Origin of the sequence: Streptomyces albipurpureus (assembly GCF_023701525.1) — a bacterium.
In the GTDB taxonomy this organism is placed as follows: Bacteria; Actinomycetota; Actinomycetes; order Streptomycetales; family Streptomycetaceae; genus Streptomyces; species Streptomyces albipurpureus.
Genome location: NZ_JAMQAW010000023.1, coordinates 58,865 through 76,792, shown reverse-complemented (window position 1 = coordinate 76,792; position 17,928 = coordinate 58,865). Strand labels below are relative to the sequence as shown.

The 17,928-nt window shown below is 68.3% G+C and carries 15 protein-coding genes; 8 read left to right on the top strand and 7 right to left on the bottom strand.

Annotation, left to right across the window (positions count from 1 at the left end):
• The first annotated feature begins 8 nt into the window (after window positions 1-8).
• From NBG84_RS17765 to NBG84_RS40675, 3 genes are all read left to right on the top strand, one after another.
• A complete protein-coding gene (locus NBG84_RS17765; RefSeq protein ID WP_250920454.1) occupies window positions 9-1,298 on the top strand; it encodes a glycosyltransferase family 2 protein in 1,290 nt (429 codons plus the stop codon).
• Window positions 1,295-2,110 carry a polysaccharide deacetylase family protein gene (locus NBG84_RS17760; protein WP_250920453.1) on the top strand — a complete coding sequence of 272 codons (816 nt, stop codon included), beginning with the start codon at window positions 1,295-1,297 and terminating at the stop codon, window positions 2,108-2,110. Before NBG84_RS17765 ends, NBG84_RS17760 begins: the two co-directional genes overlap by 4 nt.
• A gap of 170 nt (window positions 2,111-2,280) precedes the next feature.
• A complete protein-coding gene (locus tag NBG84_RS40675) occupies window positions 2,281-2,409 on the top strand; it encodes a hypothetical protein (protein WP_285367011.1) in 129 nt (42 codons plus the stop codon).
• 107 nt (window positions 2,410-2,516) lie between these two features.
• Here the strand turns inward: NBG84_RS40675 and NBG84_RS17755 are convergent, their stop codons facing one another.
• The 6 genes from NBG84_RS17755 to NBG84_RS17730 form a co-directional block, all read right to left on the bottom strand.
• Window positions 2,517-3,602 carry a glycoside hydrolase family 26 protein gene (locus NBG84_RS17755; RefSeq protein ID WP_250920452.1) on the bottom strand — a complete coding sequence of 362 codons (1,086 nt, stop codon included), beginning with the start codon at window positions 3,600-3,602 and terminating at the stop codon, window positions 2,517-2,519.
• Window positions 3,603-3,607: 5 nt separating this feature from the next.
• Window positions 3,608-4,051 carry a hypothetical protein gene (locus NBG84_RS17750; RefSeq protein ID WP_250920451.1) on the bottom strand — a complete coding sequence of 148 codons (444 nt, stop codon included), beginning with the start codon at window positions 4,049-4,051 and terminating at the stop codon, window positions 3,608-3,610.
• Window positions 4,048-6,567, bottom strand: coding sequence for a glycosyltransferase (locus tag NBG84_RS17745; RefSeq protein WP_250920450.1), 2,520 nt, complete (start codon window positions 6,565-6,567; stop codon window positions 4,048-4,050). The genes NBG84_RS17750 and NBG84_RS17745 overlap by 4 nt, the downstream gene beginning before the upstream one ends.
• A gap of 116 nt (window positions 6,568-6,683) precedes the next feature.
• On the bottom strand, window positions 6,684-8,819 hold the full coding sequence (locus NBG84_RS17740; protein WP_308312075.1) for a lipopolysaccharide biosynthesis protein: 2,136 nt from the start codon (window positions 8,817-8,819) through the stop codon (window positions 6,684-6,686).
• Window positions 8,820-9,018: 199 nt separating this feature from the next.
• Entirely contained in the window at window positions 9,019-10,311 is a 1,293-nt protein-coding gene (locus tag NBG84_RS17735; protein ID WP_250920579.1) for a DegT/DnrJ/EryC1/StrS family aminotransferase, read from the bottom strand.
• Window positions 10,312-10,481: 170 nt separating this feature from the next.
• On the bottom strand, window positions 10,482-11,285 hold the full coding sequence (locus tag NBG84_RS17730; RefSeq protein ID WP_250920578.1) for an RNA polymerase sigma factor SigF: 804 nt from the start codon (window positions 11,283-11,285) through the stop codon (window positions 10,482-10,484).
• 356 nt (window positions 11,286-11,641) lie between these two features.
• Between NBG84_RS17730 and NBG84_RS17725 the strand changes: the two genes are divergently transcribed.
• From NBG84_RS17725 to NBG84_RS17715, 3 genes are all read left to right on the top strand, one after another.
• Window positions 11,642-11,881, top strand: a complete 240-nt coding sequence (locus NBG84_RS17725; RefSeq protein WP_250920449.1) for a hypothetical protein — start codon at window positions 11,642-11,644, stop codon at window positions 11,879-11,881.
• Window positions 11,859-12,227, top strand: coding sequence for an STAS domain-containing protein (locus NBG84_RS17720; protein WP_250920448.1), 369 nt, complete (start codon window positions 11,859-11,861; stop codon window positions 12,225-12,227). The genes NBG84_RS17725 and NBG84_RS17720 overlap by 23 nt, the downstream gene beginning before the upstream one ends.
• Window positions 12,228-12,448: 221 nt before the next feature.
• Window positions 12,449-12,937, top strand: coding sequence for an ATP-binding protein (locus NBG84_RS17715; RefSeq protein WP_250920447.1), 489 nt, complete (start codon window positions 12,449-12,451; stop codon window positions 12,935-12,937).
• Between the two features lie 393 nt (window positions 12,938-13,330).
• Here NBG84_RS17715 and NBG84_RS17710 read toward each other — a convergent pair whose 3' ends face one another.
• Entirely contained in the window at window positions 13,331-14,830 is a 1,500-nt protein-coding gene (locus tag NBG84_RS17710; protein WP_250920446.1) for a peptide MFS transporter, read from the bottom strand.
• Between the two features lie 504 nt (window positions 14,831-15,334).
• Here NBG84_RS17710 and NBG84_RS17705 point away from each other — a divergent pair.
• On the top strand, window positions 15,335-16,012 hold the full coding sequence (locus NBG84_RS17705) for a response regulator transcription factor (protein WP_250920445.1): 678 nt from the start codon (window positions 15,335-15,337) through the stop codon (window positions 16,010-16,012).
• A 386-nt stretch (window positions 16,013-16,398) separates the two neighbouring features.
• Window positions 16,399-17,640 carry a lanthionine synthetase LanC family protein gene (locus NBG84_RS17700; protein ID WP_250920444.1) on the top strand — a complete coding sequence of 414 codons (1,242 nt, stop codon included), beginning with the start codon at window positions 16,399-16,401 and terminating at the stop codon, window positions 17,638-17,640.
• Window positions 17,641-17,928 lie beyond the last annotated feature (288 nt).

Here is a 17,928-nt window from a genome sequence, read left to right as displayed (position 1 = left end):
GGAAGAACATGGAAAACCCACCCAAGCTGCCTCCGATCCAGGTGGCTCAGCTCGACCTGGACGGACCCGAGGGCGCGGTACTGGACTTCGGACCCGCCATCGGATCGGGTACTGAGATCGGCGGCGGCGATGTGTACGCGCTGGTGCGGCTGCGCGGAAGGCCCGTGGCCACCGTCGTCTGCCGGGTCCCGCCCGGGAAGAAGGCGGCGGACGCGGTTGCCGCCGAGGCCCGGGCACTGCTCGCTCGATCCGCTCCCGAGCCGCCCGCCGAGACCGTCCCCGGCCCGCTGCCGCGGACCAGTGTCATCGTCGCCACCCGTGAGCGCGCCGATTCCCTCGCCCGTGCGCTGGACTCGCTGCTGGCCCAGAACCACCCCGACTTCGAGATCATCGTCGTTGACAACGCGCCGGTGACCAGTGCCACTCAGGACCTTGTCGAGCAGAAGTACGAGGGCCGCGTCCGCTACGCCCGCGAAGAGGTCCCCGGCCTGGCCATCGCCCACAACCGCGGGGTGGCGGTGGCGACCGGCGAGGTCCTCGCCTTCACCGACGACGACGTCATCGCCGACGCGAACTGGCTCACAGCGCTCACCACACCGTTCGCCGCCGACCCCGCCCTCGGTTGCGCCACGGGACTGATCCTGCCCGCCCAACTCGGCACTCCCGCCCAGATCCTGCTGGAGAGCCACGGCGGCTTCGCCAAGGGCTTCGCACCCAGGACGTACGACCCCGCCAACCCGCCCGCCGATGAGCCGATGTTCCCCTTCACCGCGGGCAGCTTCGGCTCCGGCGCCAACATGGCCTTCCGGGCCGCGGCGCTGCGCTCGGCGGGCGGCTTCGACCCCGCCACCGGCACCGGTACGCCCGCCCGCGGTGGCGATGATCTCTTTGCCTTCGTCAGCGTCCTCGCCACCGGACACAAACTGCGCTACTCACCCGAAGCGCTGGTCTGGCACCATCACCGCGAGACCTGGCAGGACCTCAAGAACCAGGCGTACGGGTACGGCGCGGGGCTCACCGCTTTCCTCACCGCCACCCTGGTCCGCCGCCCCTCTCTGCTCCCTTCTCTGCTGCGGAAACTACCCCGTGGCCTGGCCCATGCCCGTACGATCACGGCTCACCGTGATACCGGCGACGCGGCCGTGCCTGGGGCCCATGGCGCACAGGACTATCCCTGGCCACGTCACCTCTCACGGCTGGAGCGCCGCGGCATGCTGGCGGGGCCCATCGGGTACGCGAAGGCCCGGCGTCGGGTCCGCGGCGTATCCCTGCCGTGGGACAGAGAGGAGCAGAGATGAATGACGGCGGTGAGGCGCCCGCGCCTCATATCCCCGTCCTGCTGTACCACGCAGTCATGGACGATCCACCCGAGTGGATCGCGGAGTTCACGGTCTCGCCGAGAGACTTCGCGGCACAGCTCGACGCGATCGTCGCCAGTGGGCGCACCCCGGTGACGGTCAGCGCACTCGCCACCGCACTCGCCGGCGGCACACCGCTGCCCGAGCGGCCGGTGATCCTCACCTTCGACGATGGATTCGCCGATCTGCCGGGGCCGACCGCTGAGGCCCTGGCCGCCCGCTCGCTCCCCGCGACGGCGTATCTGACGACGGGGGCGATCACCCCGGGGCGGCGCAGCCTGCTGCCACCGGCTCCGATGATGACGTTGTCGCAGACACCGCTGCTGGAGCAGTACGGCATGGAGATCGGCGCGCACACGGTCACCCACGCCCAGCTGGACACCCTGCCGGGGAAGGCGCTGCGGCACGAACTGCGCGAGTGCAAGGCGGTCCTGGAGGATGTACTGGGGCATGAGGTGGCACATCTGGCGTATCCGCACGGGTACAACAGCCGTAGGGTACGCAAGGCGGCACTGCGGGAGGGCTATGCCTCCGCGGTCGCGGTGCGCCATGCGCTGAGTTCCCAGACCGATGAGGCGTACCGCATCGCTCGGCTGATCCTTCGGTCCACGCACACGGTGGCGGACGTCGAAGCGTGGATGGACGGCCGGGGCGCGCCGGTCGCGCCCTTCCCCGACTCACTCCAGACGGTCGGCTGGCGGTTGTTCCGCCGCGCCCGCGCGACGATCAAGGGGCCGGTCTTCGCCGGATAGCGGCGGCGGGCAGGTCCGGATGGAGCTCTGAGAGTGCCGACGCTCTCAGAGCTGGATGTCGATGTGCTGGATGTCGATGTGCTGGATGTCGATGTGCTGAACGCGCCGCCGAGACGTCCGGCGGGGATGCCCCAGTGGGTTGTTTCCGTCGCGGTTTTCCATGGGCTTCGGTGTGTTCCCATGACGCCGCCGAACTACTGGATGAGATGTGGGCGGCGCTGGCTCCCGGGTACCGGGTCGCCGCCGCTGTGCTGGACCCCGAGGAGGGCCCGGCCCGGGCGTTGCGACGGATGGTCTGAGCCGCGCCGGGTCCTGCCCGACGGCCAGGGGCGCCGAACCCGTCGTGCCGGCGACAAGGGGCCGGGCTGCGTGATGCAGCCCGGCCCCCGCGTCGTACTGGGTGTCGTTACGGTCTGGGCTGGTTGAAGTAGGGGTCGGAGACCGCGGTGCGCAGGCTCTTCCAGGTCTCATCGCGGGCGAGGGAGAGATCGCAGTGCGGTCCCGGGTCACGCCAGTTCCACTGGAGCGCCGCCTTCACCCCTGCCAACTGCTTCACCACCCGCGGTACCTCCTGGTACCACTCGGCCTGTCGGGAAGGCCTCGACGGATCGTCCGCCGTGCCGAACTCCGCGAGCATCAACGGCTTCTTGGCGGAGATGTTCTGCCGAATCCACTGGTGCGCGTCGGTCTGGGTCTCTTCGAAACTCATCCATGGCGCCTTGTGGCAACGGTAGTAGTTGTACTGGTTGTAGCCGATCCAGTCGACGTACTGATCGCCAGGATAGAGCTGGGTGAAGAGCTTGTTGTTCCCCTCATAGCCGGTGATGTTCCAGACCCACACCACATTGGTGACACCCAGCTCACGGAACCGGTCATGGATATGGCGGTGGGCGGCCACGAACTGAGCCGGAGTGCCCTCGGCGGGGACCCGGGTGTCCATCTCCAGGTCGAAGGAGAGGAAGACCGGCTTTCCGTACTCCTTGAGTCGCTTGGCCTGGACATCGATGACGGTCTTGTCGAGTGCCCCCGAGGAGATCTGGGGCCATCGCGGTTGCTGCGCGGTGGTGCCGCCCCACCACTTGCTCTCCCACGACAGCAGGAGCATGCGGTCCTTGCCGACGCGCTTCTCCTGGTCGGTGAGGAGCTGTCCCTCCACCCCCTTGGTGGACATGTCGTGGTAGGCGTAGACGATGTCCAGCTTGCGGTCGATGCGCTTCTCATAGGCCTTGACCTTCTCTTCCAGGTCCGGCTTCTCATGTCTGACATACGCTCCGAACCATGCCCCGCACCGTGGCTCAAGCAGCTTGGTCGGTTTGCATTTGGGGTCATGGGCGACGGACTTGGAATCGTCCGCCATGGTGTTCTGGAGGGTCAGTACCCCCACGAGCAGTACGCCGGCGAGAGCCGCGGACAGGGTCCACAGCTTTCGTCGTCCGTGCGGCCTGCGAAGAATGCCTGGCGCCCCAGGCTCGGGGCGTCGGGGTTCCGTCACAGAGTTCAGCCTTTCCGAGGCGGTGATGGCGCGCGTGCCGACCGGTGCTTGCCGATGGTGGAGGGCAGCTGCGGACAGCAGGCGGCAATCATCGTTGCGAGGGTGAGCAGTCCCAGGACCGCAAGTCCGCTGAAGAGTTCAACCGCAATCAACGCGGTGGCGACGATGACGGAAGCGCTCAGGCTCAACAGAATGATGAGGAGGAACTGCTCGATACGGTCCGAGTCCCGCTCGAAGTTTCTGTCCCAGTTCTCCGCGGGCCCGACCGCACGATTGCGGTTCAGGGCAGGACCGGCGATACGCAGCGCGGCGAATCCCGGGCCGGCGGCGAGGAACAGAGCCACAGGGGCTATTCGTAGCGGAGACGCGGCGGGCAGGGCGGTCGCGCCCATGGCGACCAGGCCCGCGGCGGGCGTCAGCAGTCGGATGGCGAGGGGGCGGTGCTTCATGAAGTCCTCCTCATGAGGCCGACAGCCGTGCCGGATGAACCGGCTGCTGAGTCGTCGGTCTCTGTGTTCTTTGCCTTCGCCGCGTTCTCCGCGCTCTTCGCGGGCTCCTCGCCCCTGCCCTTGGCGCCGGTCTCAGCCTTACGGTCCTTGGCGGCGGGTTTGGCGGCCGGGGGCGCCGGGGTGCGCTTCAGCTCGAAGAAGACACCCGCGCTGTTGCGCGCCAGCTCCTTGAAGAGCGGCGACGCGGCCACCGAACGCTCGATATTGCGTAGATCGTCGCCCGTGAGCATGCCGTTCATCTCGGAGTTGGCCATCTGCCCCTGGGTGAGCAGGAGATACGCCTTGCCGGGCGGTTCTACGCCTCCCATGTCCGATGCGAGGGTCCCGGCCGGGTCTTTGACGATCGCGTCGACATGCGTCTTGGCGTCATCAAGGAACCAGTAATGCCCGACATCCCAGTACGAATCGTAGGCGAGGGGATAGTTCCGGTGTGCGGCAACGACCAGAGAGCCCTTGGGAGCCTGGTCGAACAGCTTCTGCACCAGGGCGACCTCCTCCGGCGGGAAGTAGCTCAGCCGGTCCTTGCCCGAGTAACTGGGCACGAACAGCGCCGTGAGCATCACCAGCACCACCGCGGGCACCACGCCGTAGCGGAAGCCCTTCACGGTCGTGGGCCGTCCCTTGCCACCGGGCTCGGCCGCCAGCGGGCGGGCGACCGGCAACAGCGCCGCCGCCGCGAAGAAGCAGAGCGCCGGCAGCATGAACATCAGCACCCGGAAGATCATTTCGCTGCCGTAGCCATTGGCGATGGCCAGCAGCGGTGGCATCCCGGCCAGCAGCAGCAGCGGCCGAGCCCGGTGCCTGAGCAGCTTTCCACCGCGTACCAGACCGATCGCGGCCAGCAGGACCACGGCCGCCGACAGGATCCTCGCCGCCCAGGAGGCGACCAGCGCTCCGGTGCCGGTGGGCTTGGCACCGTAGCCGCGCTCCAGGTTGTCGGCGACCTTTCCAAAGGAGTTGATCATGTCGGGGACCGCTTCCTTGAGGAAGGGCAACGACGCGGTCAGATTCCAGGAGAGGAACACCAGCATGAGGATGATCAGTAGCGTCCAGTCGCGGTAGCGCCGCATCAGCAGCAGCGAACCGAGGCTGACCGCCAGCATCACCGGCGTCAGCTGGTGCGCGATCACAATGCCGGCGATCAGCGGGACCAGCAACGCGGTCCACACCATCTGCCGGGAGCGCCTTCCGGGCGCACGCCGTTCCGCCCGGCGCAGGGCCACCGCGATCACGCCCAGATGCAGCGCGAAGGCGAGCGACTGGGGGGAGTAGTAGTCCTGGCCGACCCAGTTGGCGACGTAGAAGATCCAGACCGCGGTCCAGATCAGCCGACGGTCCTGGGTGAAGGTGCGGTAGATCAGCAGGAGCGGTCCCAGCAGCAGCAGACTGGAGAACAGCGGCCACCAGGCCATGAAGGAGGCCGCGGTCTCCGCGCCCGTCAGCTCCACGAGGGCCGCCTGGGCCGTGAAGAACCCGGGCCACTGGTCGTAGACGGCCATGTCGCCGAGCTCCGCACCACGCTGGAGACGGCCCGCGTCGATCAGATGGTCGATGACCGCGTCGTGTTTCCACGCCCAGGCGTACAGCGGGGTGGGATAGACCATCGCCTGGGTGGCGCGTTCCATCAGCAACAGGCCCATGGTGTAGGCGAAAGGCCACCAGTTGCTGCGCTGCGGATCGCGCACCACGATCCAGAAGCCCACGGTCAGCGCAGCCAGACCCACCCAGAAGACGATGGGCAGCTTCGGTACGAGCCCGTAGTCGGTGAGGTTCGAGGCGTCGGTGAGTGCCACCGCCACCAGCCACAGCACCAGTCCCACGATGAGCGGGGCCGCCAGCCGCAGCAGATAGGGCCAGGGCACCCGCTCGGTGACCGCGGCGCGTAGCCCGGCGACCGACAGATTCATGGTGGCCTGGTCATCCAGGCCGCTGTCGGTCAAGCCGGCGGCCCTGCGGGCCTCGGCCATCCGGAGATCGGCGACCGCGAGGGCCATGGTCGACTCATTGGTCGACTCGCCCGTGGGACCGCTCTCGGCCGGTTTGGGAGCGGTCTTCGCCGTGTGCTCCGCCGCGTTCCGGGCCGCCTTCCGCCGGGCCGCTTCCTGGGCGGCCTTCTGGGCCTCGCGCAGATCGGCGACCGACAGCGCCATGGTCGACTCGTTCAGCCGTTCACGGGGGCCCTCGCCATCCGCTGGCCCGCTCGCCGCCCGCTGGCTCCTGCGCAACTCGGCGACGGACAGGGCCATGGTCGACTCGTTCGGCCGCTCGGCGGAGGACTCCTCGTCGGCCCGTTCGCCCGGCGGCCGCTGCTCCGCGCTGGCTTCCTCGCTCTCGTGACTCTCGTCGGCCCCGCTGTTCTCGTTGCCCTCCGCCCTGCTCCCGCTGCTCCCTGAGCCGTCTGTCCGCTCGCCGGACGCGCGCTGCGCCTTGCGGAGATCGACGACGGACAGGGCCATGGTGGACTGGTCCTGCCCGACTGCGTCGCTCCGGTCGTCAGGAGCACGCTCGCCAGGGGGTGCCACGGGTTTCCCGCTGTCAGTGGCTCGTTGTTGCACGGTTCACCCCAGGTAGCTCAGTTCCTTGACGGCTTTGTACGCGCCGCGCGTATGCAGATCAGTGCCAACGCCGCACAGGTAAGGATCAGCTGAAGCGGCAGTGCGATGGGCGCCAGTGGACGCTGAAGTGCCCAACCGCACACCGCGAGCAGCCAGAGGACCCCCCACTGTGCCGGTACCGGAAGCGCCAGACCGCGCGCCATCGCCAGCACCGCCAGCAGGCAGAACAGTTGGCAGACGGTCGGCAACCAGCGCAGTAGGTGCTCGGTGCTCTCCATCCCCCCGGCGGCGGCGAGGAAGCGGGCCAGCGCGTCGTACCACGCGCCTTCCACGGGCTCCGGTTCCCAGCCGAGCACCGCGGGCGCGCTGTGCAGTGCGGCGAAGGTCAGCAGCATTCCCGCCCCCAGCAAGCCGGGCCGCGGGCGGAGCAGCGAGAGCGCCGCACTGTGCACCACGATCAGCAGCACCCCCGCGGTGAGGGTGATCGGGGGCAGCGCCTTCATCAACTCGGTGCCGGAGAGCTCGCCCCCGGTGACATCCGCGGCCCGCAGCAGCGGCACCCAGAACAGCACGGCGGCGAGCCCGAGCAGCAGCCACAGCGTCAACGCGATCCTGCCCTCGACGGCGTCGCTGACCGACACCTGCGAGGTGGTCGCCGTCCGAGGCGCGGCTTGCTGGGCCGTCCGGTCGGGCACATACATCGGGATGCCGAACGCGGGCGTCGCGGTGTCGTCGTGCACACCGCGCAGATAGGCGGTCTGGCGTGCCCAGTCCTCGCCGTACTCCTTGGCGTACTCCTCCGCCGCCGCCTCACGGCGCTCGGCTGCCTTACGGGCCCAACTGGTGCCGTACTCGACGTCCGGCTCGGTGCCCTTGCGGAGCGAGCGGGCCAGTTGGCCGAGCATCTTGGCGGTACGGGACGGCTTGGGTTCCCGACCCACGAGCGTGGCCCGCAGCCCCGGCGCGGAGATGACGGCCATCAGCAGCATCGAGCCGAGCATCGCCCAGCCGGCGCCCGAGATTCCCAGCGGACCGAGCAGCATCGCCGCACTGCCCAGGACCAGGGCGCACATGGTGCTCTGGATGGCGGCCAGCATGCCCGTACGGCCCTGGACGCGCAGCACACCGATATAGAGCTCAACGGCCACCCGAGGCAGTGCCGCGGCGGCCAGCAGACGCAGGACGGTGGTGCCGTTCTCGGCGTACGCGGCCCCGAAGGGGGCGAGGATCAGGGGGGCGAAGAGCACCAGGAACAGCACGACCGGTACCAGCAGCAGGGCCATCCTGCGCAGTGCGCCGCGTACTCCGGCCGCCAGTGTCTCGGGGCTGTGCGAGGCGTGCGCGGTCAGCGACGAGGCCATGTTGATGGCCATGAACTCCATCGTGCCGCCGACGGTGTACGCGATGTAGAAGAAGCCGTTGTGCTCGGCGTTGAAGTTGACCGCGACCATCACCGGCAGCAGATTGATCATCGCCAGTGAGAAGAGCGAGCCCACCGAGTCCCCGGCGAGGAACCGGCCGATCTCCTTCATCCGCGGTGGTTCGCGGTCGCGATCGGCCGCGGCCTGCTGGGGGATGAGCTTGCGGAAGATCAGCCAGGCCAGCGGGAACACCGACAGCACCATGGCCGCTGCCCAGGACACGAAGATCCCGAGGACGGGCAGGGTCGCGGCGAGCGCGGCGAGCAGCAGCAGCTTCCCGACGGAGAAGACCGCATTGCCCACCGGCACCCACACGGCCTTGCGCAGTCCGGTGAGCACCCCGTCCTGGAGGGTCAGCAGCGCCCAGCCGACACATGCCGCGATGAAGAAGAGACCGGGCCCGACCCCGTCGAGGGGCTCATAGGAGGGCCCCCACAGATCGAGGGTGAAGAGGAAGACGACGGAGGCCAGGCAGACCACCACTGAACTGGCCAGATAGGTGCGCCAGACCAGCGGCCCGGTGGCGCGGCCCGCGCGGGGTACGTACCGCACCACCGCGCCGATCATCGTGGTCGCCGTGATGGAGGACAGGAGCCGCATCGCGGCGATGGCCGCGGAGCCCTCGCCGACGGCGTCCTTGCTGTAGTAGCGGGCGGCGACCAGCCAGAAGCCGAGGCCCAGCCCCGCGGAGACACCGGTGGAGAGCATCAGCATGTACGCGTTGCGGAACATGGAGTCTCCGCTGGTGCTCTCGGCCTCGGCGGCCGGCTTCCCCTCTCCCGCTACGGCGCCGGCTGCATCGGCTGCATCGGCTCTGTCAGTTCTGTCAGTTCTGTCGGTGGGGGGCCCTATGTGGCGAAAGTTGAGTGTGCCCGGATCTTCCGGGACGTCCCCGGAGCCAGGGTCGGACGGTTTATGCAGTCGGGTGATGTCAGCCACCGGTCTCGCCCTGAGTGGCGGGATGCCCCGCCGCGGTCCCGGTGTGCGGCGCAGCGCCAGCGGCCCCGCCGGCTTCGTCGGCCGCAGGGGATCCGTCGGCTGTGCCGGTCGGACCGCTCGGCTCGGACGCGGACGTGCCGGGTGACCTCTCCGGGGCGGCGGGCGCTGGACCTATGCCGGACCGGTGCAGTACCGAGAGCACCTGCTCCGCCCGCAGTGGGTCGACCGGCAGGGCGTGCCGAGCGAAGTAGGCGGCGTTCTGCGGCGAGGGCGAGGGATCGGTGAACTCCTCGCCCGCGTAGTCGTCCAGCGGTGGGTCGTAGAGATAGCCGGTGGTTATCCGATGCCGGGCCAGCGCAGCTATGGCCGCCGTCCGGTCGTCCACCAGCAGCGGCACCCGAAACAGCGGCTGCACGGGCCCTGACCGCGGTGGTGCCCACGGTGAGGAGGCGAGCCGTTCCGTACCGGTGCGACAGGCCGTGAGGTGGGTGTCGAGCCGCCTGAGCAATCGCTCGATGCGCCGCAGCCGGGTCCCGCCCGGGGTCAGCCGGTAGTCGTGCATGTCCACTCGTATCCAGGAGTTGAAGTCTTCGAGCGCGGGTGCACCCGTGACCGCTTCCTTCAGCTCACCGGGCCGCAGTGCCATTCGGATTTCCTCGCGCTCCTCAAGGCCCAGCAGCCGCAGGGCGGCACGGGCCGCTCCCGTGAGCCGCAGTCCCCGCACACCGGCCTCGGCGTACGGTCGCAGGCCGTAGGTCAGCTCCGCAGCCAGCCGTGTCGGCTGGAGGAGTTCGTCCCGGGCCCGCTCAAGTGTCCCTCGCAGCGCCGGGTCGGCGACAGCGAGGAAGCCGCCCGTTTTGGCCCCCGTGTGTTTGGAGAGGCTGAAGACGGACGCGTCACCGAAGCTTCCCACGGGCTGCCCGGCTATCTCACTGCCTATGGCGTGGGCGGCGTCCTCAAAGAGCGGGATGCCGAGCCGGTCGCAGCGGGCGCGCAGTTCGGGAGCGGGGTCGGGATTTCCGTACAGATTGGTGGTGAGCACCGCCGAGAGGCCGGACCACAGTGAAGCAGGCACGGCGTCGACATCGATCGAGGCGTCATCAGCCCGCAGCGGGGCCTGCACCGGGCGCAGGCCCGCGGCGAGGACGACGAAGAAGAGCACATCGTCGTTGACGGGTGACATCAACACCCGTCCGCCCGGCGGGCACCAGTGGCGCAGTGCGACGTAGAGCCCCAGACGGCATGACGGCACATACAGACATTCTCTGCCCAGTCGTTGGCGCATCAGCTCTTCCAGTGCTGAGTACGCGGACGGGCAGCCCTCCCCAAGAGCCATTATTGTCCCCCCATTGACGCGGGCTCAATGGGACCCGATCAGGACACTTCCGTCAACACGAGGAAGGGCCCCTTCCGGAGGGGAAAAGGCCCTGTCCCCGTGGTTCGCACCGGGGCTGCTCACTCATCGAGTGTGAGCCCTTTCCGCAGCTTGGAGAGGGTGCGGGAAAGAAGTCGGGACACATGCATCTGAGAGAGCCCCAGCTCTTCACCGATGTCGGATTGTGTCATGTTTGCGACGAAGCGCAGGGAGAGAATTTTACGGTCCCGTGGCGGAAGGGTCGCAATCAGCGGCTTGAGGGATTCGATGTACTCGACCCCTTCCAGCCCGTGGTCCTCGTAGCCGATGCGATCCCCGAGCGTGCCCTCGGTGTCGCCGCTGTCCTCGCTGTCCGTCTGGGCGTCCAGTGAGGCCGCGGTGTACGCGTTGCTGGCGACCATGCCCTCGATGACCTCGTCCACGCCGATGCCGAGGTGCTCGGCCAGCTCGGCCGTGGTGGGCGCGCGGTCGAGCCGCTGGGAGAGCTCGTCGCCGGCCCTCGCCAGTTCGAGGCGCAACTCCTGGAGTCTGCGCGGCACCCGTACCGACCAACTGGTGTCGCGGAAGAACCGCTTGATCTCGCCGATGATCGTGGGCATGGCGAAGGTGGGGAATTCCACACCGCGGCTGAGGTCGAACCGGTCGATCGCCTTGATCAGGCCGATCGTGCCGACCTGGACGATGTCCTCCATCGGCTCGCTGCGGGAGCGGAAGCGGGAGGCGGCGAACTTGACCAACGCCACATTCAGTTCGACGAGGGTGTTGCGGACGTACGCGTACTCGTAGGTGCCTTCCTCAAGATGTTCGAGTCGGGCGAAGAGGGTCTTCGACAGGGCGCGCGCATTCAGCGGTGCCAGCTGGTCGAGAGGGGGGATCTCCGGCATCTCGGTGATGTCCGTGATGGCGGTGATCTCTGTGGTGGCGGCGCCCTTGCTGCCAGGGCTGAGCTCGGGGAGAGCTGCCGTGGTCCGGGTGATCGCGGGCCGGGTACCGGAGTGCCGGTACATCTCCGTGGCGGGGGTGGGGGCTGACATGGGTCTCCTCCATCGTGCTCGGCACAAGGCTGCCGATGCCTCTGCATGCGCTGCGGTGAGCGGCGCCTCCAAAGCCGTCGTCGGGGTTGGTTCTTACTGTCACTCACAGGCCTACCGGTTCCCCGGGGGCAGTTGCAAGTGTCATTTGTCCCAAATGCCTTCTTTGTTAGGGAGTTCTGCTGGCCGTGCCCTGTGAAGGAGGCGTAATGTTCGAGGCAAGTCGCCGTGATGAGTCGTATGACATCGCGGCGTCGGGGCACCCGAAGGCATTGGTCTCGCCGTGCGACAGTAGAAGTCACGAGGAGACCGACGGCGAAGGCCGCGGCCCAGGAAGTCGGCCCGTGGCGTACATCACGGCCGACGTCAGCACGGCGGACGGCATCAAGGCCGATGACACGGCTCACACGGCGAACAGGGACGGACATGGATCGCGGGATGGTTGGTAGCGCGAATCGTGGCCGACTTCAGGTCGAGGTTTGGACCGAGGGCGGCAGTGAAGTGGTGAGACCGGCGGGTGAGTTGGATCACCACACCGCCGATCTGCTGAGTGGACCCCTGGACGAGGCTCTCGCCAAGGGGCGTTCACGCCTGGTCGTCGACTGTTCGAGGCTGGAGTTCTGCGACTCCACCGGGCTCAATGTGCTGCTCGGCGCACGACTGAAGGCCGAGGCGGCCGGGGGAGGGGTCCATTTGGCCGGCATGCTGCCCGTTGTGGCACGGGTACTGGAGATCACCGGAGCAGAGGCGGTCTTCACCCTGCATGAAACGGTTGAGGACGCTCTAGCGCCCTGAGGGCCCGTATGCGGCGGATGCGCCGTCCGGGCCCCGAGATCCGCTTTCGGCGTAGTGAGTGTTGTCACCACGCGGCAGGGCAGGAGAACCCTCGCGGGACCCCGTAAAGGTCCGCCGTCCGGCAGTCTGATGTATGTGGGGCGGCGTCCGAGCGGCGCGGCGGTCACGCTGACCTGATGAGACATGAACGTGAACCGGTGAATCGGTGAGGTGAAGCGCTGATGAGCACCACCCGGCCGCAGCCGGGCGACTTCGGCCCCGAGTCGGACGACGTCGTCGGCGCTGCCTCCGGCGTACCCGGGGGCCCGGTGCGCACCCTTGCCCTGGGGAACGCCAGCGGTATTGTTCCGCTCGCCCGTGACTTCACTCGCCAAGCGCTCTATGACTGGGGATGGCTGCCCGCGGCCACCGCCGATCGCAGAGCTGCGGCCGAGGACGTGCTGCTGGTCGTCTCCGAACTGGTCACCAACGCCTGTCTTCATGCTGAAGGCCCCGAAGAGCTGAAGGTCAGCTGTGACGGCAAGGTGCTCCGGCTTGAGGTCTCGGACCGGGGCGCAGGCCAGCCCGCACCCCGCACCCCGCACCGGGCGGGCCGCCCCGGTGGGCATGGGATGTTCATCGTCCAGCGCCTCTGTCTGGACTGGGGAGTCGTACGGGTGCCGAGTGCGCCGGGCAAGACGGTCTGGGCGGAACTGGCCGCTCCGGCCTGACGCCACCTTTTCCGGCCCACGGCCGGGTGCCTGTCCCTGGTAGGGCACGCCGAGGCGCGGCGTGCTCTTTTGTCTTTTCCGCTCTGCCTCCGCCCTGCCTCAGCTGTGAGGTGTGAGGTGTGAGGTGTGAGGTGTGAGGTGTGCGAGGTGTGCGGGACCCCTATGACCTGTGTGATCCGCAGGGCCTCTTTGGGCCCAGCGGCCCGCTCGCCATGAGGCGCGGTTCCGCTGGCGCTGGTCACCGGGGAAGGCGGGACGGTCACCGGGGAAACGGTCACAGGAGAAACGGTCACCGGGGAAGGCGAAAGGCCGCCGCTCCGGTATCCCACCGGACCACCGAAGCGACGGGCCACTCTCACCCAGGAACGGACCCTGTCCGTTCGAGGGGAATCGTCAGTTCACGCCACCCATGAGCGGCTTGACCTTGCGCCGCCAGATGAAGATCCCGACACCGGCGAGCACGGCGACCACCCCTTGGCTGGCGAACCAGCCCTGGGTGTCCGTCGGAGCGCCCAGCAACTGCAGCAGCGCGATCACCGAGTTGCCCGCGGTCATGGCGAGGAACCAGACACCCATCATCTGGGACGCGTACTTCCGCGGCGCGAGCTTGGTCGTCAGCGACAGACCCACCGGAGACAGGCACAGCTCACCCACGGTCTGCATGAAGTAGACGCTGACCAGCCACATCGGCGACACCTTGGCATCGCCCCCGGCCAGGCCCTGCGCCACCATCATCACGAAGAACGAGCCGCCGACCATGAGCAGGGCGAAGGAGAACTTCGACAGGGTGCTCGGCTCACGGTTCCGCTTGAACAGCGCCACCCACAGCATGGCGAAGAGCGGTGCGAGCGCCATCACGAAGAGCGGGTTCAGCGACTGGAACCAGGTGGTCGGGAAGTCAAAGCCCAACAGCGTGGCCTCGGTGTCCTTCTTGGCGAAGAGCGAGAGCACGGAACCGGTCTGGTCGTAGATCGCCCAGAACACGGCCGCGGCGGCGAAGAACCAGATGTAGCCCGACATCCGGGACTGCTCGACCGGGGTCAGATCCCTGTCCCGGCGGATCTTCACCAGATACCAGGCGGGCAGCAGCAGACCGAGGATCGTCAGCGGCCACAGCACCCAGTCCACGGTGAAGGCACCGAGCAGGCCGACGACCCCGTACGCGGCAGCCGCCACGGCGACCCAGACCAGGCCCTTGCGCAGCAGCGCCGCCCGCTCCGTCGCGGACACCGGCGAGGGAACCCTGGCGGACTCCTCGCTCAGATGCCGGAAGCCGAGGAAGAAGAAGACCAGACCCAGCGCCATACCGACACCGGACATGGCGAAGGCCAGGTGCCAGTCGACGTTCTGGCCGACCGAGCCGATCGTCAGCGGGGCGGCGACGGCACCCAGGTTGATGCCCATGTAGAAGATCGTGAAGCCGCCGTCACGGCGGGGATCGTTCTTGTCCCGGTAGAGCTGGCCCACCATCGTGGAGATGTTGGACTTCAGCAGACCCGAGCCCATGGCGATGACCGCGAGACCCAAGAAGAACATCGCGTCCACCGGGATGGCCAGCATGAAGTGGCCGGACATGATGATCACACCGGCGATGGCCGTCGCCTTGCGCGCGCCCCACACCCGGTCACCCAGCCAGCCGCCCGGAAGGGCGAGCAGATAGACCATGGCGTTGTAGACGGAGTAGATCGCGACCGCGGTCGCCGTTTTCATACCGAGCCCGCCATCGACCACTTCCGTGGACAGATAGAGGACGAGCAGCGCCCGCATCCCGTAGAAGCTGTACCGCTCCCACATCTCGGTCATAAAGAGGAAGGCCAGTCCGCGGGGGTGGCCGAGGAAGGTCTTCTCCGTACCGGCGGAGCCGGCCGAGTCCTTCGTCAGGCTTGACGCCATGGGTCGATCCTTGCGTGCTCGGGACGCACCGCTGCATCAGCGGCTCAGCGCCCGGTGGGGGGTGGCCGGCACCGGTACGAGAACTTCCCCGCCCCACGCCTGATGCGGGGCTGCGCCGACGTTGGGGTGTCGGGGCAAGGGGACAGCACGCACCGGGATCCACGCCCCGAACGCGTCTTGCGCTCGGGGCCCGGCCCACAGGTCATTCACTGTCTTCGAAACCGGTGCTTCCGGCTTCGAGCACAGAAAGAGACCCTTGGATTCACTGCCGCGCTCACTGCTAGCTGCTTGCGCGCAGGCCAAAGGTCTCCGTGTAGTGCTACAGGCGTAGTCGACACCATACGACACGAAACAACGCAATACGAAAGTGCCGGAGAGAGGGATCGTAGGCGTTCACCTCAACCCAAGCCGTGATTCAAAGGCCCTTAGTAAGATCCACTCCCAGACCCGCAGGGGTTCTCGATCGCACCCCGGCGCGCGCGCCTTGCGGACTACCATCACTCCATGACGCGTGTACTGCTCGCCGAAGACGACGCATCCATCTCTGAGCCACTTGCTCGCGCACTGCGCCGGGAAGGATACGAGGTCGAGGTGCGCGAGGACGGCCCGGCCGCACTGGACGCCGGCCTCGCGGGCGGTGTCGATCTGGTCGTACTCGATCTCGGACTGCCCGGGATGGACGGCCTGGAAGTCGCCCGCAGACTTCGAGCCGAAAAGCACACGGTCCCCATCCTGGTGCTGACGGCTCGCGCGGACGAGGTGGACACCGTGGTGGGCCTCGACGCCGGAGCCGACGACTATGTCACCAAGCCCTTCCGCCTGGCCGAGCTGCTGGCCCGGGTCCGGGCGCTGCTCCGCCGCGGCGCGACGGAACCGGCACCTCCGCCGGCGACCCACGGTGTGCGGATCGATGTGGAGTCACATCGGGCGTGGATGGGCGATGAGGAGCTCCAGCTCACCGCGAAGGAATTCGACCTGCTGCGGGTGCTGGTGCGGGACGCCGGCCGGGTGGTCACCCGCGACCAGTTGATGCGCGAGGTCTGGGACACCACCTGGTGGTCCTCGACCAAGACCCTCGACATGCATATCTCCTGGCTGCGCAAGAAGCTCGGCGATGACGCGGCGAACCCCCGCTATATCGCCACGGTCCGTGGAGTGGGCTTCCGCTTCGAGAAGAGCTGACCCGACCGCCTGCGGTGATGCGCGCCTGACCCTGGCCGGCGCGGCCACCGCCGGTTGCCGGTCGTTCCCGTCGGGTGGGTTCGCTGCCGACAGGGGGCGGGAAGGCGGACGGCAGGCTCCGGAGCCGTCATGGGTCGGTGCGGGTGTCTGTTGAAGCCGCACGGTGAGTGGGCGCCTCCCTGGAGACGGGTCGACGCGAGCACGCCCTTTCGGCGGTTGGCCGCCGGCCCTGTGGACACAGGGCAACAAGATCGGCGTTCTTGGCCACGGGACGGTCGACTGATCGCGCGTCGCCGCCTACTCGGTTCCGGCGAGTGCTTGTTTCTGGACCGGGGACGGCCTGATGTGGGTCGTGGGGCGGCCCAACCCTGTGGAACGCTAGGCCGATGATCACTGGTGCACCGGATGACGCGGAGTCGCTTGCCGTCGGGGCCCTTGAGTGGCTGATGAAGGCTGCGCGGGACATCGACGACGGTGTGGCCTGGCCGAACACTCCCGCCGACGACCAGGTCACGCCAACGCTGTACAGCGGAACTTCGGGAGTGCTGCCGACTCTCCTCGACGCATGGCGGTACTTCGGCGACGATCGGTACGCGGACATGGCTTTGCGCGGTGCCCGCAGCGTCGCTGACGCGGTCGAGGATTGGGATGACAGCGGCCTCTACCCGGGAGTGGCCGGCATGGCTGTCGCCCTGCGGGGCGTGCACCGTGTGCTCGGTGACACCGCGGCGGGGGCGTCCGCCGACCGTGCTCTGGACATCCTGCGGTCCCGCTACGACGGCGCGGGATGGAACGACTGGTTCGAACTGATCGCCGGCAACGCCGGCATAGCGCTCGCCGCGCTGGCATGCGGCGATCTCGACCTCGCCCAGCTGGCCGTGGATCGCTACGCGCACACTGCCGAGCCCACCACGGCTGGCGTTCAGTGGGAGATCCGGGCCGGTGCGGTCCCCCGCCTGCACCATATGTCGCACGGCACCCTCGGCATCGTCTACGCGCTCGCTGCCGTCGGCCGGGCAGCCGACCGCCACGACCTCGTCGACCTCGCCGTGGCCGGAGCCGCCGATGTCGTCTTCCGCAACGAAGCAGGCCCGGAGGGCTTCCTCGTCGGGCACTCCGATCCGCAACAGCGGCACGAGAAGATCGAACGCCACAACTACGGCTGGTGCCACGGCCCAGCCGGCGACGCCCAGGCATTCCGCCTACTGACCCACGTCCTGCCCGACGATCCCGCCTGGCCCGCCCTCGCCGACCGCTGCTGGCACACAGTCGTCAACTCCGGCATCCCACGACGGATCCGCCCCGGCTTCTGGGACAACAACGGCCGCTGCTGCGGCACCGCCGGCGTCCTGGCCCTCGCCTGCGACCGCCAGGTCGAACGCGGCGACGGCCGTGACTTCGCCGACATCCTCGTCGCCGACCTCGCGGCCCGCGCGACGACCGATGCCGAGGGTGTCCGCTGGTCCAATGTCGAACACCGGGAGACGCCCAGTGACCTCGCCCCCGCCACCGGCTGGGGCATGGGCAACGCGGGCATCATCCGGGAGCTCCTGCGCCACGCCCGCATCACCGCGAACCGCGAACCGCGGTACGCCGTCCCCCTTCCGGACCATCTACCCACTGCCTGAGCAGAGCTGCTCTGTGCCTCCGGCGATCGATTCGCCGTGATCGCCCGGGCAGAGCCAAGCAGCGTGTGCGGATCCTCCGCTGACGTTGGGAACGCCATCGGGGACGGGGTGGCCAGGGAACGTGTGCGTACCGCTGTGATCGACGCGCGTACCCGGCTGATCGGGAGGGAGCCATTTCCCAACGGGCCCGGGCTCCGGCCTCGCGTACTGGGCCGAACGGCTCGCCTTCAGGTTCCGGTTCTGGTTGCGGGGTGCCGAACGGTTCGCCTTCAGGTTCCGGTTCTGGTT